Annotated in this window: 17 protein-coding genes and 2 pseudogenes; 12 read left to right on the top strand and 7 right to left on the bottom strand. The window is 38.0% G+C overall.

Features of this window, described 5'->3' with window-relative positions; all coding sequences use genetic code 11:
* Positions 1-241: 241 nt before the first annotated feature.
* Positions 242-1,129 carry a hypothetical protein gene (locus tag FJR06_RS11600; RefSeq protein WP_168651473.1) on the top strand — a complete coding sequence of 296 codons (888 nt, stop codon included), beginning with the start codon at positions 242-244 and terminating at the stop codon, positions 1,127-1,129.
* 76 nt (positions 1,130-1,205) lie between these two features.
* On the opposite strand, the gene FJR06_RS11605 is transcribed toward FJR06_RS11600, so the two are convergent.
* Positions 1,206-1,484 (bottom strand): TIGR02450 family Trp-rich protein, encoded by a 279-nt coding sequence (locus tag FJR06_RS11605; protein WP_015079566.1) that lies wholly within the window; start codon positions 1,482-1,484, stop codon positions 1,206-1,208.
* 149 nt (positions 1,485-1,633) lie between these two features.
* Between FJR06_RS11605 and FJR06_RS11610 the strand changes: the two are divergent.
* From FJR06_RS11610 to FJR06_RS11630, 5 genes and pseudogenes are all read left to right on the top strand, one after another.
* A pseudogene (locus FJR06_RS11610) lies at positions 1,634-1,756 on the top strand (ferredoxin:protochlorophyllide reductase (ATP-dependent) iron-sulfur ATP-binding protein); the annotation flags it as partial.
* Positions 1,757-1,785: 29 nt separating this feature from the next.
* Entirely contained in the window at positions 1,786-2,568 is a 783-nt protein-coding gene (locus FJR06_RS11615; protein WP_015079565.1) for a DUF5331 domain-containing protein, read from the top strand.
* A 910-nt stretch (positions 2,569-3,478) separates the two neighbouring features.
* Positions 3,479-4,153, top strand: a complete 675-nt coding sequence (locus FJR06_RS11620; RefSeq protein ID WP_015079564.1) for a pentapeptide repeat-containing protein — start codon at positions 3,479-3,481, stop codon at positions 4,151-4,153.
* A gap of 357 nt (positions 4,154-4,510) precedes the next feature.
* A complete protein-coding gene (locus tag FJR06_RS11625; protein ID WP_015079563.1) occupies positions 4,511-5,335 on the top strand; it encodes an NAD-dependent epimerase/dehydratase family protein in 825 nt (274 codons plus the stop codon).
* A gap of 21 nt (positions 5,336-5,356) precedes the next feature.
* Positions 5,357-6,277, top strand: coding sequence for an alpha/beta fold hydrolase (locus FJR06_RS11630; protein ID WP_015079562.1), 921 nt, complete (start codon positions 5,357-5,359; stop codon positions 6,275-6,277).
* A gap of 154 nt (positions 6,278-6,431) precedes the next feature.
* Here FJR06_RS11630 and FJR06_RS11635 read toward each other — a convergent pair.
* Positions 6,432-7,324 (bottom strand): annotated as a pseudogene (locus FJR06_RS11635) (bestrophin family protein).
* A 241-nt stretch (positions 7,325-7,565) separates the two neighbouring features.
* Complete coding sequence (locus tag FJR06_RS11640) at positions 7,566-8,408, bottom strand: lysophospholipid acyltransferase family protein (protein ID WP_015079560.1); 843 nt, start codon at positions 8,406-8,408, stop codon at positions 7,566-7,568.
* 864 nt (positions 8,409-9,272) lie between these two features.
* On the opposite strand from FJR06_RS11640, the gene FJR06_RS11645 reads away from it, so the two are divergent.
* The gene (locus FJR06_RS11645) at positions 9,273-9,713 is read left to right on the top strand and encodes a hypothetical protein (protein ID WP_015079559.1); all 441 of its coding nucleotides are present in this window, start codon (positions 9,273-9,275) and stop codon (positions 9,711-9,713) included.
* A gap of 138 nt (positions 9,714-9,851) precedes the next feature.
* The gene (gene psbV, locus FJR06_RS11650) at positions 9,852-10,343 is read left to right on the top strand and encodes a photosystem II cytochrome c-550 (RefSeq protein ID WP_168651474.1); all 492 of its coding nucleotides are present in this window, start codon (positions 9,852-9,854) and stop codon (positions 10,341-10,343) included.
* 231 nt (positions 10,344-10,574) lie between these two features.
* On the opposite strand, the gene dnaN is transcribed toward psbV, so the two are convergent.
* Together dnaN and FJR06_RS11660 are read right to left on the bottom strand one after the other, a co-directional pair.
* A complete protein-coding gene (dnaN, locus tag FJR06_RS11655; RefSeq protein WP_015079557.1) occupies positions 10,575-11,726 on the bottom strand; it encodes a DNA polymerase III subunit beta in 1,152 nt (383 codons plus the stop codon).
* Between the two features lie 95 nt (positions 11,727-11,821).
* Positions 11,822-12,556 (bottom strand): DUF1995 family protein, encoded by a 735-nt coding sequence (locus FJR06_RS11660; RefSeq protein WP_168651475.1) that lies wholly within the window; start codon positions 12,554-12,556, stop codon positions 11,822-11,824.
* Positions 12,557-12,708: 152 nt separating this feature from the next.
* On the opposite strand from FJR06_RS11660, the gene FJR06_RS11665 reads away from it, so the two are divergent.
* Both FJR06_RS11665 and FJR06_RS11670 read left to right on the top strand, forming a co-directional pair.
* On the top strand, positions 12,709-13,623 hold the full coding sequence (locus FJR06_RS11665; RefSeq protein ID WP_168651476.1) for a DUF4351 domain-containing protein: 915 nt from the start codon (positions 12,709-12,711) through the stop codon (positions 13,621-13,623).
* A 279-nt stretch (positions 13,624-13,902) separates the two neighbouring features.
* Positions 13,903-15,243: a DEAD/DEAH box helicase gene (locus FJR06_RS11670; RefSeq protein ID WP_168651477.1), complete on the top strand. Its 1,341-nt coding sequence runs from the start codon at positions 13,903-13,905 to the stop codon at positions 15,241-15,243.
* Between the two features lie 265 nt (positions 15,244-15,508).
* Here FJR06_RS11670 and FJR06_RS11675 read toward each other — a convergent pair whose 3' ends face one another.
* Positions 15,509-16,252 carry a DUF928 domain-containing protein gene (locus FJR06_RS11675; protein ID WP_015079553.1) on the bottom strand — a complete coding sequence of 248 codons (744 nt, stop codon included), beginning with the start codon at positions 16,250-16,252 and terminating at the stop codon, positions 15,509-15,511.
* A 151-nt stretch (positions 16,253-16,403) separates the two neighbouring features.
* Between FJR06_RS11675 and FJR06_RS11680 the strand changes: the two genes are divergently transcribed.
* Together FJR06_RS11680 and FJR06_RS24350 are read left to right on the top strand one after the other, a co-directional pair.
* A complete protein-coding gene (locus FJR06_RS11680; protein ID WP_235081990.1) occupies positions 16,404-18,290 on the top strand; it encodes an exonuclease domain-containing protein in 1,887 nt (628 codons plus the stop codon).
* Between the two features lie 147 nt (positions 18,291-18,437).
* Positions 18,438-18,734, top strand: a complete 297-nt coding sequence (locus tag FJR06_RS24350; protein ID WP_254434089.1) for a hypothetical protein — start codon at positions 18,438-18,440, stop codon at positions 18,732-18,734.
* A gap of 124 nt (positions 18,735-18,858) precedes the next feature.
* Here the strand turns inward: FJR06_RS24350 and FJR06_RS11685 are convergent, their stop codons facing one another.
* Complete coding sequence (locus tag FJR06_RS11685) at positions 18,859-22,011, bottom strand: TIR domain-containing protein (RefSeq protein WP_015079552.1); 3,153 nt, start codon at positions 22,009-22,011, stop codon at positions 18,859-18,861.
* Positions 22,012-22,059 lie beyond the last annotated feature (48 nt).

A 22,059-nucleotide genomic window follows, 5' to 3' on the forward strand; every position in this document is an offset into this window, starting at 1 on the left:
TACATTAAAAACTTTTCAAACATCCTCTGACAGACTACTAGTCAATGTCCTGGAAAAGTGCTGACACATTATCTTTTTTAAGTATTAATACGCTAGTAAAAATTCTGAATATATGAAATTTATGGTTACGATCTTTTTTAAGTATTTTTAATGTTTTATTAACAATTATTGTTACAGAATTGATAGTGTTTTCATGTAGAATCATCTTTGACGGAAAATTTAACGTACCAAGTGATTAATCATGAGAAATTGGCAGCATAAATTATTTTTGGGCTTACTTTGTTGTGCATTTTTAGTTTTCGGATGGCAAAATAGGGTATTAGCTGAAGGAATGACTAGCTATAGTACACCCGTAGCAAAAACCCAATTATCACAATTAGAAGTAACTCAAAATGTCTATGATTATCTATTGCAGTATCAACCAGAAACTTATAATATTCTGACAAAAAAATTGGCAGAAAGTATTGAAGATGCTAAACAACCATTAGCAGATGAAGTAGTGAATAATCTTTTGGCTTTATCTCCAAATAATCCACAGGTTAAATGGAGAGAAAATAATGGCAAAATAGAATATTTGATGTCAACTTGGAAATATACAAGTAGCCCAAGTTCAGATTGGCCAATAGGTACAAAAAAACTGCTACCTTATCAAACTTGGTTTACAGCAGTTCCACAAGTGAAAGAATTTTGTCAGAAATATCAAGCTATTGATAGCAATATTCCTGATAATGTTGAACTTTCATTGCGGTTACAACAGTATTTGGGATTAATCTTAAATAAATATTCTACGAAAACCCATTTTGTCGAAATGTGGGTAAAAGCAGAAGATCTAACTAGACCATGTATTGATGCAGAAATTAACGATGCTAGTTGTAATCTTTTACCTTTACCTGTTCCTGATAGTAGTCCTGTAGTCAAGGCAATATATACCAATTCCTACACCAATGCTAAAAAGGAATATTATCCTTGGTCTGGTTTAGGTTATACTTATGACTGGGGAAATTCTCAAAAACCTCATCAAGGACCCAGTGAGTTTATTATTAACCCCACTCCAGAGAAACCTGTAGAGGTGGAAGTTGCTTCTGTGACACCTACGCAAGAATACTGTCGGAATCAGATTTTACAATAAAATATCTAGTCGGAAGGGATGATCAAAATTTTCCTATATTTTGATCATCCCTTGTTTTTTTATCAATTAGGGTTAGCTAACAATTGTTAGCTTTTGTTAGCTTTTTTGGATCGGATTCAATAGAATTAATTTCTTGCAAAGTTTGCCACCCAGCATACCACTGGGAATTATCTTGCAATAATTTAGCATTTAACCAAAAGCGCACTTGAGGATCACAAGCTGCTACCATTTCTGCATATACCCATTTACCCTGATTTTTACGGTTAACAACCTGAAAATGTCGCCAGCCATCAACTTTTTGTTGTGCAGTCCATTTAGAACCCAGTAGGTAAGGAAATTTTTGTTTTTTAGTCATTTGTCAATTGTTAGTTGTCGGTTGTCGGTTGTGAAGAACTTTCTTTTTTCACCCCTTACCCGTTACCTATTACGCATCATTTATTAAGTTTTATATCAGGTATTTTCTAATTTAAAAATATTTACTAATTCAGCAGTGATGATGACTATGAGAATGTTGTTCCCTCCGATACTTCAGATCGTGAACTTTTTTCTTTATTGTCAGATTTTTATCTCAATTCAGTAAAAGTTCAACCCAGAAATGCTGAAGAGGAATTAGACTTGATGATTGTATCAAACATTTTACCTCTCAGGATGGGTTTATGGCTTTCTTTGATAGTTTTACCGATTCGATCAAACAAAAGTGGCTGCAATTCTTTCAAGCTAATCGTGAATGGATTACGCTTCAGATGACTGTTGAATCAGTTTATACCCCTGATGGCGGCAAGCGACCTTCTTCTTACCTTATCCTGGGAGTTATTAATGCTCTAGAACCGAAATTGGCCCAGCTAATGCTTCCCTTTGCCAAACTGAATCCAGATGCGGATACTTTAATTGAAGTTCTGAATTTACATTTTGACCCCGATATTGCCCTTGGTAATCGTCTCAGTCCTACAGTAGAACCACAGATGTACTCCCGTCAGCAGGCTGTGGTCATGGTGGATGGACCTGAACCAGAAGCGGAATCTTTCTCAATCCCTGAAATGAGTCTGAATGAGTTGGGAAACGAAACACAAGCGACTTGGGCTGTAGAACAAGATGATGATGGCTTTGGTGATATTTCCTTATCTGATGAAGATATTGCCCATGACTCAGAAGCAATGGGTAATTTTGGTCATGTTTCCTTTACTTCCATGTCTTTAACTGATGAAAGCAATGATCAGAGCCTTAATAGCCTCACTTCAGTTGGTGAAAATCCCTTTGGGGAAATACCTGATCATGCTTTGACTGGGCTGAATACATCTGCAGAAAATGGATTTGATGATGTAGTTTCGGACATCTGGGGTGATGAAACTTCGTTTCAGAATGGTGACGACAATTTGGAAGAACTGCCATCTGAGGTTTTTAATGAATCAGAAATGGCTCGTCTCTTCCCCAACAATTAATTGTTGAAGGTGGGCGAGAGGAAGCAGGGGATCAGGGGGCTTTCTATCAGGGTGAAAACCTGTTTTTAGTACCCATTCCCCAATACCCAATCATCTACTTTCCAATTTCCAAAAATTCAGAATTGTGGAAAAACCTGATAATTACAATCAAATTTAACGGATTTATGAATTGAAACCTGATTTGGTAATTACTGGTATGGCTCATGCTAAATATTTTACTTTTCGTTACATATTACTCTTCGAGAAGCCGCTCCGCGTCTACGGTTTTTTTCCGTTCACCTACTTAGTATTTATTGATAAACAATTTGATTGGAACAAAGTTGATGAGTCCATTGTAGCTGCTATCAAAAATGCAAATACTACTGCCGAAAATTTTGCGGCAACAAAATTTATTTTTAATATATCGAATACCCCTTTTTACAACTCTCTCAAAATATGGCAAATAAATATTATTAATCTGGCAATAAACTCAATTTATCTCTTTTATGAAAGTTGCCACATAAGCTCATAGAAAATACATTATTTGATCAAGTTGACAAAAGAAACTCAACAATCAATTATATGATACTGTTGGGTTTCGCTTTTGAATGATACTGTTTTTTTCGGGCTACGCATCTTTGAAAAATATCTTTTTCTTGACTGAGCTTTAAACTGGTGAAACTTGAGTTTCTTATCTGTTCCCTGTTCCCTATTCCCTGTTCCCTTTTTTGTAATGTAAATTTTGGAAAATTTAGATGTGTTCCTTGATGCTGAAAAAATAGCAAGTAAACCAGTTAAATTAGTCAAGATGCTAGTGGCTGTAAAAGCAGTCAAACTCCTATTCAACGTAAGTTCATTGAATAAGAAAGTTGTAGAATGAACAAATAACTCATCATTTGTTCAATTATTAATTAATATTCATCAATACACTATGACGAGCAGCGAACTGGAGCGGTACTACAGAATTTTAGAATTAGAGCTAGGGGCCACACTTGAAGAAATCAACCAGGCTTATAAAGATTTAGTGTTTGTTTGGCACCCGGACCGCCTCCCCAAAGACAACCTGCGCTTACAAAACAAGGCACATGAGAAGCTGAAATTATTTAATGAAGCTCGTGATAAATTGCGCTCTTTCCGGAATAAACAGCCCACTCCCGCTTATTCTCCACCACCTCAAGCCGATAAACCATCATCTACATACTCTTACTCACCACAAAAAACCTATCAACAACCACAGGCAAATTCAGATTTAAGTGGTAAAGATTTTAGCCGCGCTAATTTGAGTAATCGGGATTTATCAGGAAGAAACTTGAGTTATGCAAATTTAAGCGGTTCTAATCTCAGTGATACTTTTATGCACAAGGTGATTCTCAGAGGTGCGGATTTGTCAGAAGCCAATTTATTTAGAGCTAACTTACTGTTAGCAGATTTAAGAGATGCCAACTTACGCTCGGCTAATTTGATTGGTGCGGATCTTAGCGGTGCTGACTTGCGGGGTGCTGACTTGACAGGGGCGAGAATTCGTTCAGGCGATCGCCTGCTGGTAAAATTAATTGGTGCTAAATTAACTGGAGCAATCATGCCAGATGGTATAATTCATAACTAAAAACGACTTCAGAGGATAAAAAGTAAAAAAGTAAGTTAAAATTACTTACAAACTAAATCACCAGTGAGTAACAGTTCATAGCCACTGAAATTAATAATATAGCCATACTCCATAATATGTGAGAGAATCTATTTCCTGCTGCTTGAGTGCATCAGTCAAGTTTAAATAGAAAATAGGGCTGCTATATTCACAAAATTTAATTATCAATGTGGCTTCCTGCTCCCGTTATACATCTGAATAGGTAGGAAAATTTAAAGTTAGACTAATACTTATTAGCCAAAAGCTTCTGGATTCCTGTACTATTGATGATTGACTGGTAATTGTTAAAAATAAATTATTTTAGTTCTATTAATGATCATGAACATTGCAATTATTGGCTGTGGTTATGTCGGTTGTGCCGTTAGCAAATATTGGCAGTCAAATAGTAATTTTATGCTGACGGCAACTACCACTAATCCCCAAAGGATATCTACTTTAGAAGCAGTAGCACAAAGGGTTATTGTCACTTCAGGTAATGATCTAGAAAGCTTGAAAGCTGTATTAAAAAATCAAGAAGTTATCTTATTAAGTGTCGGCGCAAAAACCGCTGATTCTTATGAAGAAACTTATGTAAACACTGCCAAAAATCTAGTTTCTCTCCTCCCCCAATTTCCTAATATTCACCAAGTAATATATACAGGTAGTTATTCAATTTATGGAGATAGAAACGGTGTATGGGTAGACGAAGAAAGCCCACCAGCACCAGCTAATCGCAATTCTCAACTACTGCGAAAAACAGAAGATATATTATTAACAGCAAATAATGACAATACCCGCGTTTGTATTTTACGTTTAGGAGGTATTTATGGACCCGGTAGAGAACTGGTAAAACTATTTAGTAGAGCGTCAGGAACAACCCGTCCTGGTAATGGGGAAGATATCAGCAATTGGATTCATCTTGATGACATTGTTAGTACAATAGAATTTGCTCGTGAGCAGCGCTTACAAGGTATTTATAATCTTGTAGATGATAGTCATCTCACGAATAAAGAATTACTTAATAATGTGATGACAAAAAATAATTTACCTAATGTTATTTGGGATGCAGATAATAAAAATACCCGCCCATATAATGCCTGGGTGTCCAATCAAAAACTGAAAGATGCTGGATATCAATTCATTCATCCTCACATGATTTTTTAGTTACTATTAAAAATTGCCATCATGTCATCATCTACAATCAGCAACTCCACAGCATCTCCAACCCAGTATTATAGTTGGCAAAACTACCGCTGTGCTTATGAAATTCATCAACCTCTCAATTCTACTGCTTCAGGTATTCCGTTACTTTTAATTCATCCTATCGGAGTAGGATTATCACGGCAATTTTGGCAGCGATTTTGCCGAGAATGGTATGATAAAAAGCACCAAAATCTTATTTATAATCCCGACTTATTGGGATGTGGTGAAAGTGATATGCCAGCTTTAGCGCATACACCAATTAACTGGGCAAAACAGTTAGAACACTTCTTGCAAACTGTGGTTAAACAACCCGTTATTATCGTAGTCCAAGGAGCTTTATTACCCGTTGCCATTGAATTAGTGAAACTGGAAAAAGACTTAATTGCTGGGTTAGTATTATCTGATCCTACATCTCGTCCAGTTATTACTAAAAATGCCCCCAAATGGCAACAGAACTTACTTTGGAGCATTTTTACATCTCCCATAGGTAATGCTTTTTTCCGCTATGCCCGTACCCGCAAATTTTTATATTCTTTCTCTGTTGAAAAATTGTTTGCTGTTAGTGAAAACGTTGATGATGAATGGCTAAATACTCTCATAGCAGATGCTAAAAATATGCGAGGGCGTTATGCTGTATTTGCTTTTTTAGCGAGATTTTGGCAAAGAGATTACAGTAGTGATATTGCCTCAATTTCGCACCGGACATTATTGGTTGTGGGAGAACAAGCTCGCGGTATTAGTAAAGAAAGTAAACCAGAAGCTCCCGACGAACGATTAGCATATTATCTGAATTGCTTACCTCAAAGTCAGGGAGTAAAAATCATTGGCAAAAATGTCATGCCCTATGAATATACTCAGGCATTTGTTGAGGCAGTATCTCCATTTATAGCTGATATTTCCTGATAATCTAAGATGAGATTTTTAACTTACCTTTGGGGGTTAAAGTCCCCTGCTTCTACAAGCAGCGGGTTTTGCGTCGGGGTAAAATCCCCGTTGCAAAACGTCATTCTAAATTCTAAATTCTGCATTCTTTTAATTGCCACTGCTATTTGAAATTTCATGATTTATGCACAGTAGGAGTTAAGCTGATTAAATCATCAATATTCCGTTTCATTGTTATGCAAATTGCGTCTAAAGGTAAGTCATTTTCATCATAACCAAAGGGATTTTCTATTTCTAAACCAATGGCTTCAATACCTAATAACGTAAAGCTAACCAAAGCAGAAATTAACCCAGTCCACCAGCCAAGACTCTGAACTATTTGAAATGGCAAGAGGAAGCAATACAGTAATAATAATTGTTTAAGGTGAATAGCATAAGCTAGAGGCATTGGTGTTCTTAAAATTCGTTCACAAGAACCTAAATTATCTACCAAGATATTTAATAATTCCTGTAGAGATGTCAATTGATAACTATTAATGCAATGACGATTGTATTGCTGTTGTAAATAATCGCTAATCCAAAAAGCTACTTCTAAAGGAGGATTATTCATAATCTTTAATTTTATATAGTAAGAGTCTGGCATTAATTCTTCTAAATCATTATTGATAGGCTCACCTCGTAAATGTAGTTTTGTCGCTACGCCAAAAGCCACAAGTAAGTTTAAGGCATCAATTTTATTATTTTTATCCTCTGGTTCTTTTTCATCAATAGATACCCATATTTGTCTGGCTAAATTACGGGTAGTATTGACTATTGCCCCCAGCATTTTCTCCCTTCCCAAAAGCGATCATAAGCTGTATTCGTGCGAAATACTAATAATAAACCTAAAACAATACTGGGAATAACAGTCCCTAAAATTGGCTGAGAAACGGGAATTTGAAGATGATAAAGTAGAGAAATTAAAACTCCAAAAGCACCACATAACAGCACCCGTTTGTAGATAGCAGCAATGACTGAACCTTTAATTTGTAGAGCGGTTTCAAACCATTGCGGTTTTTTCTGTACCATAAAACTCTCTGATATATTCAATATGAAATCCAAGTAGGTGGGCGGAGGAAAATCAAAATATATTTCGTTTTGGGGAATGGCTAAAACTCAACCACAATAACGCATAGAGGCAAATTTACATATTGTTACAAGTTTTGTTTATCTCCCGTCCACTTACTTAATATACAGGCAATTGTTACACCTACAAATACCTAATTAACGTTTTAAAATACCTGGCGACAAAAGCACCGCCAGGATAATATTAATGACCAGCTTCTTGAATTAAACTATCCAACTCTTGCTGCATTTTGCTTTTGACTAATTCATAGCATTCGTTCACATAAATGCGATCGCTTGCGGCTTCTTTTCCATACCTTGCAAACACAATCGGGGGACAAACCCTAGTATAGATAGGCACGGGCAAAGGAATATTCGGCCAAGGTCCAAAAGCCAATCCCCAAGGTAATCCCAGATAAACAGGAAACACCAAAGGATCTATCCCAAACAGCCAAGGCATCCCCATTTTATGAAATTGCTGCATAATTTCATATATGTCAGCCAAGACAATCAGAGTATCATGTGATCCCCAGGAAATTGCTGGTATAATCGGGACATTTTCCCGGAGTGCCAACTTAATAAACCCCTTCCGTTGGGCAAAATAAATTTTATCCCGCATTGCATGGGGTCGAAACACATCCTCAGCGCCACCAGGATAGACTAAGACACTAGCACCAGCCCGCAAGGCCTTGTAAGCCATTTTCGGATGCGCTCTCACTGCACCAGCCTTCATCGCCATTTCCGCCGCCGGTGGCAACACATCCCAAACTTTAGGGTGCATCAAGCCATAAATCGGTCTTTTCACACTAAAGCGACGTAACCAATCATATAACATCATGGATGTGTCCGGAGAAGCCAGTCCGCCATTATGAGAACCGACAATGAGAATTTTCTCATCTGGGACATTTTCCCAGCCACTGGTTTGGACTCGAAAATAGAAATTATATAACAAGCCTAGTATAGGCATCATAGACTCGATGAACTTTGGATCTCGTTGATCCAAAGACCACCCTGTGTTAGTGTTTTGAGGATGTTTTAGTTTGAACATCAGGAAATTTTATAAGAAAATAAGCTGAAAACCCCGGAATTGACACCTAAAAATCCAAAAAGTTTTTAGGTGTCAATGTCTTTTAAGACGGGGATGAAAGCCATCTAGGGGATTTATCCCCCAGTGACGATTAGTGTTACACTATTTGTAACAGGAAGGGTAATCAACCTGTCTAAAAACCTAACTGCCTAACGGCTTTTCTGTACCTTGACAATTAAATCTATGCGGTTCTACTGCATTGTTCTAGTTTCCTCCTAGCAGTAGGTAAAAGATTTATAGGAACTAGACGAATCAGAATTTTGAAACTTTCTCGTTTCAAGTTAAACAGGACTTGCAGTCATGCAACTACGGTCGGGCAGACCGAAAGTTAACGCTTGGGGAGAGTCCCACCTCTGAGCTAGATAACGCAAGGAATCTAGTTTAAGTGGTCTCGTTGAACCAAGAATCCTCGTGTCTTTAGACCGGGGAGTGTCAACAGGATTTATACGGATGGAACAACCCGTTGTTTTTCAGTTTTATCCAGCCTAACGCAATCCTCCCATTCTTTCCCGCACTCTGAAGCAGTAATTCAGATATAAGTAGTCGTGCAAAATAAATTTCAGATTGAGGAGAGGGAACAGGAAAGGAATACAGAGATTTCTGTTTATGAAAAAAATGTGCAATTAATTTTGTTCAGTTACTTGCATGATACTTTTTAGGCATCCTCTCCGCCTCCAAATATTCTTAATTTAGTCAATTACAGCCTTAGTTTTGAAAATATCCCATAGGAACTCCATCTGATTGCCTTCGTCTTGAGAATATAGACTATTCAAGATTACTATATGCATAAATTGCGTTCTCAACATTTAAGGTCATAGAAATAACATGAAAACTTTCAGGATATTTACAGTTGTTCCCGTCGGGTTAACCATGAGTTTATTGCTGACTCAGTCCGGTTTTGCCCAACCCCCACAACCCCCAACTACTAAAATTAAAAATCCTCTTGATATAGACCCCATAACTTTAACTGGTATCTCTGGAGGACAGGCAAAAACTGATTGCGGGTATACTTCCACTGCACCCAGTCAAGTGATTGAAGTGACAGAGCCACTACCTTATCTACAGTTAACAGTAGAGGCTGAAGGACAGCCAACACTATTGGTTGAGGGACCAGGAGGGCGCTTCTGTGTACTCAGTAATGATGATATTGCGAATAAACCAAAACATTCTGGCTACTGGACAGTAGGCAAATACTCAGTGTATGTGGGTGAATTGTCGAAACAAAAGTACAACTATACCATTTCCATTTCACAACACCAAAAATAGCGATTTTAGCTTTGTCTCCCCAATCCTATCCAGAAATTTAGATTTTGAGAGTCTAACATATCGTATTTTTGGCAACAAATTGGACTCCTAACATGATATTGGTATTACAGTGACTCAATAAAATCTTTGAGGGGAAATATGTTTAAAAGACTAATTGGTGTTGTTGTTGCTACTATTTTGCTGACATTACAGATGGTTGTCGGTACTGCAACAGCAATGCAACTAGATGAAGCTATCCGTACGGTGCCATTAAATGATCAAGGTGATACCGTCGTTCTCAGTTTAAAACAAGTCAAAGAAGGCAAAAGACTCTTTAATTTTGCTTGCGCTCAATGCCATGCTGGTGGTGTAACTAAGACTAACCAAAACGTGGGACTTGACCCAGAAGCTTTGGCAGGAGCTTTACCTAAACGCAATAATATTGTAGGTTTGGTGGACTATATCAAAAATCCCACTACCTATGATGGTGAAACCGAGATTTCTGAAATCCACCCCAGTATCAAGAGTGCGGATATTTTCCCACAAATGCGAAATCTGACGGAAGATAACTTGGTGGCTATCTCTGGACACATTCTCCTCCAACCAAAAGTTGTTGGGACTAAATGGGGTGGCGGTAAAATTTATTACTAAATTATTCCCGTAGGCTTGATTCTATAGGTAGGGGTTTAGCACTGCTAAACCCTTACAAATCTAGGATATTCTAGTTACAGCACTTTCCGGTGTTATGAGGTATATATCCAGCGGGCAAGACTTGTACTGAGCTTGTCGAAGTATGCCCGCACTACAAGAGTTTCATGATTCAAGTACCTCATTAGAGCGAAATCTGCTGTATGACCTGATAGCTAAATGCTGACTTAAAAACTAATTTCTCAGTTGTACAGGCATAGCTAAATAGGTCATTTTCAAACCACCCAAAGGCGTGAAAATTACTGGAGTTAAACTTTGATTTAAGTGCATTTGAATTTCTGAAGATGGTAATTCCTTCAAACCTTCCATCAGATATTTGACATTAAAAGCAATGTCTATATCTTCTCCAGATATTTGGGCTGGCATTGATTCTGTACCACTACCAACATCTTGCGCTTCACAAGATAAAGTAATTTCTTGATTGGCATGATCAATACTGACTTTGACAATATTATTTTTCTGATCTGCTAATACAGCAATTCGTTCCAAAGTGCTGATAAATTGCTTTCTTTCTAATGTGACTTGGCGTTCAAATTGCCGAGGAATTAATTGCCGATAAGCGGGATATTGTCCTTCTAAAGTGCGGCTGGTTAACCGTTGATTTTGCCAAGCAAAGACAACTTGCCCTTGATCAAGATAGACAGCTACAGTTTCTTCTGATGTAGAATTATGTCCTAACATCCGTTGTAGCTCTCGTAATGCTCTTGCAGGTACTGTCACCTCTACCTGTTCGCTTCCCTCCACAGGACGCTCATTAGTAGTTTCCAAAACTGCTAGACGGTGTCCGTCCGTGGCTGCAAATTCTAAAGTATCTTGTTTCAGGGTTAAATGTACACCTGTGAGGACTTGCTTGGTTTCATCTGAACTGGTAGCAAATAAAGAACCTTTCAACCCTTCAATTAGTGCCGCAGTAGTAAGATGAATTGCTTCGGCGTTTTCAATCACTGGTAATTCAGGAAACTCCTCTGCCCCCATAGCCCGCACTTGATAACGTCCGCTTTTGGGTTTGAGAGTAACAATTATACCTTCTCCAGTATTATCTCCTGATTGGTCATCAAGGGTAATTTCCCCTTCTGGTAAGCGAGAGGTGATATCTACAAGCAGTTTGGCAGGGAGAGCAATTGTCCCACCTTCTAATACCTCGGCAGTAAAACTGGTACGGATACCTAAACTGAGGTCAAAAGCTGTTAAACTGACTTGATTAGTTTCGGCATCTGCTTGTAATAAAATATTGGCAAGGACAGGGTGAGTTGGTCTGGACGGGACTGCACGACTGACGAGGGAAAGATTGCTACTAAGATCACTTTGAGAACAGATTAATTTCATCTTTAAAATAAATAATCAAAAGAATGGGTAATTGGTAATTGTAATCGGTAATGGGTAATTGGGTGATTAACCGATTTCCCCATTACTTCGTAATCCTAACTGCTCAAAGCCTTGATAAACCGTTGCAAACTCTTAAACACACTGGGTTTTCTCGTAGGTGTAGCGTCCGTAGTGTTTTCCCTTTGTCCCCCCATGAGAATCGCGTCTAATTCATCACCGGAGGGTTTTTTAGGGAGTTCGGCAACTTTTTGATATTCACCCGCTGTTTCTAGCCATACTTCCCATAGTCCAGGGTAGCAGCGGAAAAGGGCAGATTCATCATCTACAGGACGGATATAGTAACAAGATTCGATGGTACTAATGAAGCGACGACGGGTTTCTCTGGCTGTGTAACCAATACCAACGACACTAGAATCTTCTAGCCTGGGTGTTAACATGATGACAGGGCGTTCCCCAATCAGTTCACACAACTTTTCTAATTGTGGGACTTCTACAGAGGTGGGGGCAATAAATAGGAAAATTTCATCTTCTGGCTGAATTTTCGCTTCTAAAGATGCAGCCCTACCTGTACCAATATCGGAAATTTGGAATTGGGCATCTGTCCAATCACGACGGGCTAATGCAGCCGCACCAGCATCAGCAAAGAAGACTTTGAGACGGGATTCATATTCAGTGAACAGGGGAAGAAACTGTTCTGCAACTGTCATGAATTTGAGTTCTGGAAATAATAACTCAACTTGAATCCGAGTCATACCATCAGCTAAAGCTGATTTTACCGCTGCGGTTGATTGAGCGATCGCATCTTCTAGGGTTTTGGGTAGTTCAGCCATAGTTTACAAAGTCTCTATATCAATCTTTAATTATCTCACTATAGTTATTATTAAGAGTTGTTTCTAAAGTTATTTTCTGCAAACCTTTTTCTAAAGCTACTGAAAAACAGATAAAATCCGAGTAATTAGCACATTGTCTGACATGATTTTCAATGACGCGATTTATTCATGACCAATTTTCAAAGGACTATTTAGAAGAATTACTCAAACCCTATGGAGAAATTCAAGCACCTAGTCGCGTTGCGGCAGAAGTTCGAGAAATAGATGTATTATTTTCGCCTTTTTCTCCACAAAATCCTAGTTTAAAAATATTAGGGTTATTGGGGAAGATAGCCACTAAACCTGCAATCTTTGAACCTTTTCGCAATCCAGCAGCCAAAGAAGAAATATGTGATTGTCTGTTAAAATTACTGGAAGTGCGGAGTGCATTACAACGAGAAGCAAACCGCAATAAAACTTCTATTCAAAATATAGAAGTCCCGCAATTATGGATTCTCACTCCTACTGCATCTTCCACTATCCTCTCAGGATTTGGTGCAACTCAAAAACCAGACTGGGTTGCAGGAGTACATTTTTTACCTGAGTATTTACGGACAGTCATCGTTGCCTTGCATCAGTTACCATGTACTCAAGAAACATTGTGGTTGAGAGTATTGGGACGTGGCACAGTTCAAAAACAGGCAATTGATGAATTAGCAGCACTACCGGCAAATCATCCATTTCGGAAAGTGACGCTAGAATTGCTGTACAACCTCCAAAAAAACTTGAACATTAATCAACAAATAGAAACAGATGATAGGGAGTTAGTGATGAGATTAGCACCGCTTTATCAAGAAGACAGAGAAAAAGCTAGACAAGAAGGAGAACAAGAAGGACAGCAACTAGGAGAACAACAGATAATTCTCCGGTTATTAAAGCACCGATTTGGGGAACTTGAATTATCTTTAATAGGGCAAATTCAAGGATTATCTACTGATGAATTGGAGTCATTAGGAGATGTATTATTAGATTTTTCAAAAGTTGGTGATTTAGAAGTTTGGTTAAGGGAAAAAGCCAGCCAACAATAGTGATTCTCTAATTATTGAGAATGACACATCTGGTAAAAAAGTAGAGACGTTCCATGGAACGTCTTTACAAAGGTTTTAGAAAGCGTATATTTAATTCCTTCTGGAAATTAACTTCATACTAAACATAGTTTCAGATTTAACAATAATTCTGCTATGATGGTTGACTGTGGCATTTGCTCCTAGTCTTGGTGCTTACCGCCCATTTAGCATTTTAAACCATTCGTCCGCCTAAGACTGAAGCCGTGAGTGGCGACAGGCCGATGTTATTTTTGGAGTTCTATGTCTTTTTCTAATCTCGGCTTGTCCCCGGAAATTGTCCGTGCTGTCACTGAGCGAGGATATAATCAACCCACACCAATCCAGAAACAGGCTATCCCTGTGGTATTGGCTGGTGGTGATATTATGGCTGGAGCGCAAACTGGTACAGGCAAAACTGCCAGCTTCACTTTGCCGCTGTTACATCGGTTATCTGCAAATAAGAACGTTCCCAGTCATTCTACTGGATTTTCCCCAATTCGGGCGTTAATTCTGACACCTACCCGTGAACTCGCTGCACAGGTGCAAGAAAGTGTCCGTGATTATGGTAAATACTTAAATCTGAATTCAATGGTGATGTTTGGGGGAGTCAGTATTGGTCCCCAAAAACAGAAATTGCGAACCCGCGTAGATATCTTGGTTTCAACTCCAGGACGATTGTTAGATCATGTTCAACAAGGGACTCTGAACTTGTCCCGTGTGGAAGTGTTGGTACTGGATGAAGCAGACCGAATGCTGGACATGGGTTTTATTAATGATATTCGCCGCATTCTTTCGCTTTTGCCCAAACAACGCCAGAATTTGCTATTTTTTGCGACATTCTCAGATAAGGTGAAAACTCTCGCGGCTGGGTTAGTACATAACCCGACAATGATTGAAGTTGCACGTCGGAACGTAACTGCGGCAACGATATCACAGAAAGTTTATCATGTTGACCGCGATCGCAAGCGGCAATTACTTTCTCATCTGATTCAGGAAAATAACTGGTATCAAGTATTAGTGTTTAGCCGCACGAAGCATGGCGCTGACCGGTTGGTGAAGCAGTTGGGTGAAGACCGCATTCAAGCCCTGGCTATTCACGGGAATAAGAGTCAGGGAGCGCGAACACACGCTTTGGCTAAGTTTAAAGATGGGACTTTGCAGGTATTGGTAGCAACGGATATTGCTGCGCGTGGTCTTGATATCAGCGAACTACCTCACGTTATTAATTACGATTTACCTAATGTCCCAGAGGATTATGTGCATCGTATTGGTCGGACTGGACGCGCAGGTGCGGAAGGTCAAGCGATTTCCCTTGTATGTGTTGATGAACATCATTTGTTAGCGGATATTGAGCAACTAATTCAGCAGCGTTTACCGAAAGAGGTGGTGGCTGGTTTTGGAGTCAACCCGGAAATTAAGGCCGAACCAATTCCCAATGGACGCAAAGCCCCTGCTGGTGGTGGAAATCAGCGAACTCGTCGTTCTGCGCCTAAATCTGCTTCTTCAAAATCACCTAGACAGCCTTCTTCACGCACAGCAGCAGGTGATAAAAAGCCTGGTTCTACTTCTCCTACACCACGTCGTTCTGGTAAACGTAGGTAATGTCTGATTTACTTAAGTAGAACGGCTTGAATAATTCAAAGTTTGTAGTGAGGAATTTATTCCTCATTTGAGGGCTGAAGCCCTTACTACGAAATCATCTCCAGATTTTTTACATTACTTAATCTACTTTGATTTATTTTCGTCTACTTACTTAGACAAGCAGCAACTATAACTAATCCCCGCAAGGGGACGGAAACATTAAAAATTACCAACATTTGGTGATAATTAGAAATTGACAATTATCAATTATCACCTCTTGTTTAAATTACTTTTGCGGCTTGAGTTCAGAAATAGAAGATTCTTTGAATTCTGTCAGACTAAACAGCGATAACATTTCACTCCACTCCTGCTGATAAGTAGTCCGATTTTCCGCCAACTTACTCAAAGTTTCATACCAGATATTATTCTCCGCATAGGGAACATATTGTTCTTGAGAACTGGTTTTCTTTAGTTGCTCTACAAGTTTAGGACTTGGTTCGACTCTTTTAATCCAACCATCAATAGTAATATTAGTTTGTGAACCTTGATCATTCACACAAGCAATTTTGAAAAACCAACGATATCGTTCTCCTGCTAATAGTGGTTTTTCGGTAGTAGGAAGACTAAAATGGACAATCCCTTTTTTATCAGGTAAAGGGAATAAAAGTGGTTTTTGCAAAACAGATTTTCTTTTTTCATTTAATAATCTAAATTGTCCTGGGGGAGATTGAGACGTTCTATCAAATGGGATATAAAACCAGAATTCAGGATAGTCCTTAGTAGTTAATCCTTCATTACTTTGAGGAACTAAGGCCATGAGGCTTTTGTCGCTGATTTGCGAACATTGAGAACGAGTTGCTCCACCTCTAGACCGTCCAGAAGCGTTTCCTTCAGCTTTGTTATTAAAGAGACCGTCAAAAATTGAAGCCTGTACAGGAGACACCAAAGATAGCAGACTACTAGAGAAAATCGTTGTCAAGGTGCAGACTAAAACAGTTCGAGAAAAAAGTGATAATTGTTGACGTTTCATAGGTAGATATCTGGTGAAATAAGTCTTTTATAGTTTACAATGGAACTATCACAGGTGTTATACTTAAAAGTAAACTCATATAGACTTTGTTATTTTAGATACTGAGGGTAAACCAAATTTAACTGAATTAGCTATTGTTGATAGTCAAGGTGTGGTAATTTATGAAGGTTTCTGTGATGGTAATTCTCATGGGTTTCAGAATGTTTTAAATCTCAAAAGTCTCAAAACCTTATTAACAGAATTTCTGACTATTGTTGAAAATAAAAAAATTATTTGTCACTATGCAGAACATGATATTGATATCCTCAAGCATAGTTTTCGACAAGTTGATTTACCTTGGCAAAATTTACAATTTGATTGTACTTGGATTTTGGCAAAAGACTGTTTTCCAAATTTAGAAAGTTATTCTTTAGAGTATCTGAGTAAATATTTGAATCTGCGAGCTAATAATCAATATTTTCTGCCGAATATGGCACATACCGCTAGTTATGATGCCACATTTACTTATCATCTTTATAGAAAGATAATGTTAGAAAATCTCAAAAAACAACCTAATCCCTTTACTAGCAGTCGAGTTGATACTCCTTTTCAGCATCATCCAGATTATGCTGATACTTATCATCGAGAATTTCAGATTTTACAAACTGCTTTAAATAATATTAAATTAGATCCTAATCATCAGAGTAAAGGTGTAGTTGTTATTGGAGAACCAGGTACTGGTAAAACTCATTTAATGATGCGACTTGCTAATGAGAGATTATCAAGTAATAGATTACTATTTATTCGTCAACCGAATAATGCCCAATTTGTACTTTATCATATTTATAGTAGAATTTTAGAATCCCTAGTTGAGAAAGCCGGAAATTTACCTCAATTATACTCTTTAATTATTAACACTTTTCGGAAAATAGTTAGTCTTAATGATAGAGATGTTACACAAAAAGATATAGATATTTTAAAAGCCTTATATGATTTAGAAGATAATAGTATTAGTGCTTTAAGTAAAGAAAATACACAACGAAAACGAGAATATTGGCAATATATAGAAAAGACGATTAATGAATGGTGGATGAGTAATTATGCTCCGGGTAGTTTTGCTTTATCTATCATTAAAGGCATGGTTAAATATTGCAGTTATACAGATTATAAATATAGAAATATTACCACTCGTTGGTTAGCAGGAAATGTTTTAACTGACGAAGAAGCTGAAACCGTTGGTTTACCAAATTGGGGAGAAGAAATTAGTAAAGAAGCTTTTTCTTTAGAAGCTATTTCAGTTTTAGGTAAATTATCTGTTTTAGATGAACCTTTAATTATTATTTTTGATCAATTAGAAGGTTTAGGACTTCCTCACAATCAAGAAATCTTGTTAAATTTTGGGGAAGCTATCAAAGAAATTTTCACTCATGTTCCCAATAGTTTAATTATTTTGAATTTATTTCCTGATAGGTGGGAAAAATTTCAAACAACATTTGATCAATCTATTATTGGGAGAGTATCTCAATATCAGGTTTCTTTACGTCAACCGACAGAAGCGGAAGTTAAATCTATTCTCAAAGTGAAAATACAAACTGTAGATATTACCTTAGAACAGTTATTTTTACCTGAAGATTTAGATGATATCTTAGGAAAGAAACCTATTCGTGCGGCTTTAAATCGTGCGGCTAAATACTATGACTATAGAGTTAATGGAATTCCTTTACCAGAGGAAAGAAAACCAATTCGGGAATTAGATAGTAATGAAAAAATAGAACAGCAATTAAAATTTGTACAGCAACAGCAACAAACATCAATGGAAGTTTTAAGTCAGCTAATTCAAGCTATACAATCACCTAATGCTGTTGATTTAAGCAACTTACAGAATAGATTAGCAACTTATTTATCTGGTGAAACTGCAATTCCTGTAAATCCTGTAATTGAATATCTCAATGAACATAGAATTGAGTTAGAACAAAAATATCATAATCCATCTATTGTTAGTGATGGTGATGATGTTGGTAAGTTGAGGAATATTGCTGAAGCTTTAACTCATATCTAGTCGTTTAAATTAACACAATATCGTTTAGGGAAAAAGGTATTACCAGAACATATTGTCATAGAAAAGGGTAATCAATATCATGTAATTGCTTTTTTAGAAATTAGTGGTACTCCCTTTACGAGTCGGATTAGTAATTTTAATGAATTGGTGATTAATAATCCTCAAAGCCAATTTTATTTAATCAGAGATGAACGTCAACCAGGCATTACTGCTAAAGTCGGTAAAGAAAGAATACAACAACTAGAAAACAGTGCTAATGGGAATTTTGTTCTGTTTAATAAAGAAGATAGAATTCTCTTCGATTTGATTTATGATCTAATTATCAGTATTCATAATAAAGATTTAGAGATAGATTTGGAATCAGCTTTAACTTTTGTTACTACTCATCAAGAATGGTATCACTGGATGTTTACAAAGTTTGGTTTTACTCCACCCAAAAAATAAAATCATCATCTCGTTCCTATGCTCTGCATGGGAATGAATGTAGGAAGACTCTGGCTTCCTTTGTACTTGAGGCAGAGCCTCAATGATAGCATTCCTAGTCAGAGACTAGGAACGAGATGAAAGGTTACAAATTACGTAATTTGTAAGTTAGATAAATCACTCCACTTCCTGTAGCAATCAAGGATAAAGCCGGAGGAACTAAAGGAACCCAACCGCTTTGGGACACCATAATCACAGCGCAAGCGGTGTATAGGACAGCTACAGAACCAACCATACCCATAACTAGATAAGAGGTGCGGTTAAGTCGCCAACAGACGATACCACCGACCAAAGACCAACCAAAAATCCAAGGGATTTCATAATCAAAAGGCCACCACCAAATCAAGGGACGATTATCCAAGACAGCGCTGAGAATCTGGCTAATCATTTGTCCATGCAATGTCACCCCTGGCACATCCCCATAGGGCGTATTCCAATAATCTGCTTGTCGGAATTGTCTGTCTGTGAAGCCAACTAAAATAATCCGATTTTTAATCTTTTCCGCTGGTACTTTGTTGTTCAGAACATCTAAAATATTGACTCTGGGGGCAAACTTATCAGCATCACCCTGATAAACGCGATATTTCAGCATGGTTTGATAACCTTGAAGCTGGTTGTTATTAAACCCTGAATAGCCACCACCATTGCCCGTTAGTAGGGGAATTGCGGTTTTTCCAAAGGCCATGTCTTGATCATATTCTCTCGTTTCTGGATTTAAAGGAGAAATATATTTATGACCTTGTGCTTCCAGATAACGACGCGCAATTACTAAACTCAAAGCTTCCTGAACATTGCAATATTTAGGTTCTGATTTTTGCATCATGTAATGTCTGCGAACAAAGCGAGCGCCTTGAGAATCATCATCCACCAAATCACTAAATCCAACCCGTTCTAATGGCACTTCTGGGGGATGTTTAAAGCCCGGAATATTTTGACCACGTTCATTGATATAACTGTTTTTACACAATGCAATAAAGTTTGTCGTTTCTCGGAGACGTTTACCCAAACCGCCTTCTGCTGGAAAATTCCGAATGAAATCTAAACTAATCATACTGGGTTGATTTGGGGAGAGGATTTTCAGTAAATCATCCACAGCAGCATCAGCAATTGAACCTCTTCCTTGTTGATATTTCGGGTTTTCGTTCATCCTATCAATGCTTTCAGGATCAACATCCACCATCAAAAATCGTTCATCTTGTGGTTCATTAGGACGTAGCCGCGCTACTTGGTCATAAGCCGCTAATTCTAATGGCTGCATGATTCCCAACAACCGCGCTATGAACATGAAAATTGTCACACCTAAGCTAGTTAAAAATACGCTGCGAAGTTTAATTTTGCGATAGGGGAGAGCGCGACTAGCAGTAAGATATTCTAGCTGGAGGTTGGTAGGACTTGGTTGTTTGTTTTCAGACTCTTTTAGCCATTCCTCAGATGCTGCTAAATCTTTTCCCCGCAGCAAGAAACTATCATCACGTTTCTGCTGTTCCCATTCTTTAGACTTGAGCAATAAACGAGTGTGATTTTTGACATAATCTGGATCTGCATCCAAGGTTCTGGTTAATTCCCCAAAATTGGTGAGAAAATCGCCGCCATGTTTGCGAAAATCAATCCATTGTACTTTTGCTAAACCAGGGTGAAGACTATCAACATCAACGGGTAAATACAAAACTGTGACAATACGCTTATTCAGTTTAATTGCATATTCCACTTCTGTCGCGCAATAGTTGGAACTAATCGAATTAGGAGAAATAATGAATAAGAAATTGTTAGCAAGTTCAATTCCTTTATACATTTCTTCCTCAAAATCAGTCCCAGAGATGATGCTTTCCTGATCAAACCAGGTAGTTTTATTTTGAATTTGCAGTGTATCGTTGAGTTTACGGGCAAAGTCTGCATCAGCATTAGAGTAGGAAACAAATACATCTAAAACCGCATTGGGTGGTTGCTTGAGACTTTCCGCAATGAATTCTTCTTGTATAGGTAAAGACGGTTGCTGTGTTTTTGGTTTTGCTACCTTTAACCAGGCTTCCGCATTACGGAGATCGTTATTCCGCACCAGAATACTAGGATTACGTTTTTGTCGTTCCCACTTTAAAGCCTTTGTCAGAATCAGTTTGTGCTGGTGGTGGTAAGCCGCATCTTGATGGAGAATATTAATTAAATTATCGGTATCAGCCGATTCTTTGCCCTCTTCTTCCTTGTCGGTAAAGTCTATGAATTGGATATTACGCAATTCTTGGGGAATTTGATCTAAGTCTAATGGTTGTATTAATAGGGGAATAATCCGCTTTTTTAGAGACAACGCATAGGTAAGTTCCTGTTGACAATATTCTGATGCTAAAGAAGATGGAGACATGAGAAAAACTAAATTATCTGCTTCTTCAATCCCGCGATTAATTGCTGCTTGAAAATCTGTCCCAGTTTGAATATCAGTTTTATTTGTCCAAACTGTGAAGCTTTCCCGCATCAAGGTTTTGGTAATTTTCTCCATGAACTCCCGTTCTTTATCCGAATAGGAAAGGAACACCTGAGTCATCAAATTATTGGCGTTTTTAACACTTTGACAAATAAAAGCACAATGTAAATCTGTGGGTTCACAAGGTGGCTGTTCCTCTTTGAACCTGATTTTTAGCCATTTTTCTGCCTCTACTCGTTCATCGCCAATTAAGAGGCAACTGGATTGTTGTTGCTCCCGTTCCCACTCCAGAGCCTTGGCTAAAAAATAGGTATGTTGATGCACATATTCTTGATGACGAGTCAACAGTTCTAATAATCCCGTAAAGGATTGCTCAAAGTCATCTATGCCTTCACGAAAATATACCCAGTTAATTTTGCCAATAGCCGGGTGCATATTCGGGAAACTAGAATGCAATCCCTTTGATTTATATATCTCCCACTCGCTGGGATCTTTGCCAGGGTTACGTTGCTGCCAAATTTCTTCGGTAATTTGCTCTACGTGCAGCAAGGGAATAATCCGTTTGTTCCGTTTGAGTGCTAGGTCAATTTCTTTACCGCAATATGGTGAGTTAATGGAATGGGGAGCGATAATAAAGAGAAAATTATCTGATGTTTCGATGCCATCATCAATTTGCTTCTGGAAATCAACACCCAGAGGAATATCATTTTGGTCAAACCAAATTTCTAGTTTTTCTTCTCTGAGTCGGTTATGAAGTTTGGTAGCAAAGGCTTTGCTATCGGCTCTGCCATAAGATATAAATGCATCTTGAAAATCGTTCATTAGTCATCTCCAAAAAATTAAGTGATCTTAGTCATTGGTCATTAGTCA

The sequence above is a fragment of the Dolichospermum sp. UHCC 0352 genome (assembly GCF_009711925.1).
Lineage (GTDB): Bacteria > Cyanobacteriota > Cyanobacteriia > Cyanobacteriales > Nostocaceae > Dolichospermum > Dolichospermum lemmermannii.

What these genes read in the sequence shown, in the direction of transcription:
- FJR06_RS11670 (WP_168651477.1), top strand. Translation starts at nt 13,903, where the DNA reads ATGTCTTTTTCTAATCTCGGCTTGTCCCCGGAAATTGTCCGTGCTGTC.
- FJR06_RS11620 (WP_015079564.1), top strand. Translation starts at nt 3,479, where the DNA reads ATGACGAGCAGCGAACTGGAGCGGTACTACAGAATTTTAGAATTAGAG.
- psbV (WP_168651474.1), top strand. Translation starts at nt 9,852, where the DNA reads ATGTTTAAAAGACTAATTGGTGTTGTTGTTGCTACTATTTTGCTGACA.
- FJR06_RS11625 (WP_015079563.1), top strand. Translation starts at nt 4,511, where the DNA reads ATGAACATTGCAATTATTGGCTGTGGTTATGTCGGTTGTGCCGTTAGC.
- FJR06_RS11630 (WP_015079562.1), top strand. Translation starts at nt 5,357, where the DNA reads ATGTCATCATCTACAATCAGCAACTCCACAGCATCTCCAACCCAGTAT.
- FJR06_RS11605 (WP_015079566.1), bottom strand. Translation starts at nt 1,484, where the DNA reads ATGACTAAAAAACAAAAATTTCCTTACCTACTGGGTTCTAAATGGACT.
- FJR06_RS11645 (WP_015079559.1), top strand. Translation starts at nt 9,273, where the DNA reads ATGAAAACTTTCAGGATATTTACAGTTGTTCCCGTCGGGTTAACCATG.
- FJR06_RS11615 (WP_015079565.1), top strand. Translation starts at nt 1,786, where the DNA reads ATGGCTTTCTTTGATAGTTTTACCGATTCGATCAAACAAAAGTGGCTG.
- dnaN (WP_015079557.1), bottom strand. Translation starts at nt 11,726, where the DNA reads ATGAAATTAATCTGTTCTCAAAGTGATCTTAGTAGCAATCTTTCCCTC.
- FJR06_RS11665 (WP_168651476.1), top strand. Translation starts at nt 12,709, where the DNA reads ATGACGCGATTTATTCATGACCAATTTTCAAAGGACTATTTAGAAGAA.
- FJR06_RS11685 (WP_015079552.1), bottom strand. Translation starts at nt 22,011, where the DNA reads ATGAACGATTTTCAAGATGCATTTATATCTTATGGCAGAGCCGATAGC.
- FJR06_RS11640 (WP_015079560.1), bottom strand. Translation starts at nt 8,408, where the DNA reads ATGTTCAAACTAAAACATCCTCAAAACACTAACACAGGGTGGTCTTTG.
- FJR06_RS11660 (WP_168651475.1), bottom strand. Translation starts at nt 12,556, where the DNA reads ATGGCTGAACTACCCAAAACCCTAGAAGATGCGATCGCTCAATCAACC.
- FJR06_RS11600 (WP_168651473.1), top strand. Translation starts at nt 242, where the DNA reads ATGAGAAATTGGCAGCATAAATTATTTTTGGGCTTACTTTGTTGTGCA.
- FJR06_RS11675 (WP_015079553.1), bottom strand. Translation starts at nt 16,252, where the DNA reads ATGAAACGTCAACAATTATCACTTTTTTCTCGAACTGTTTTAGTCTGC.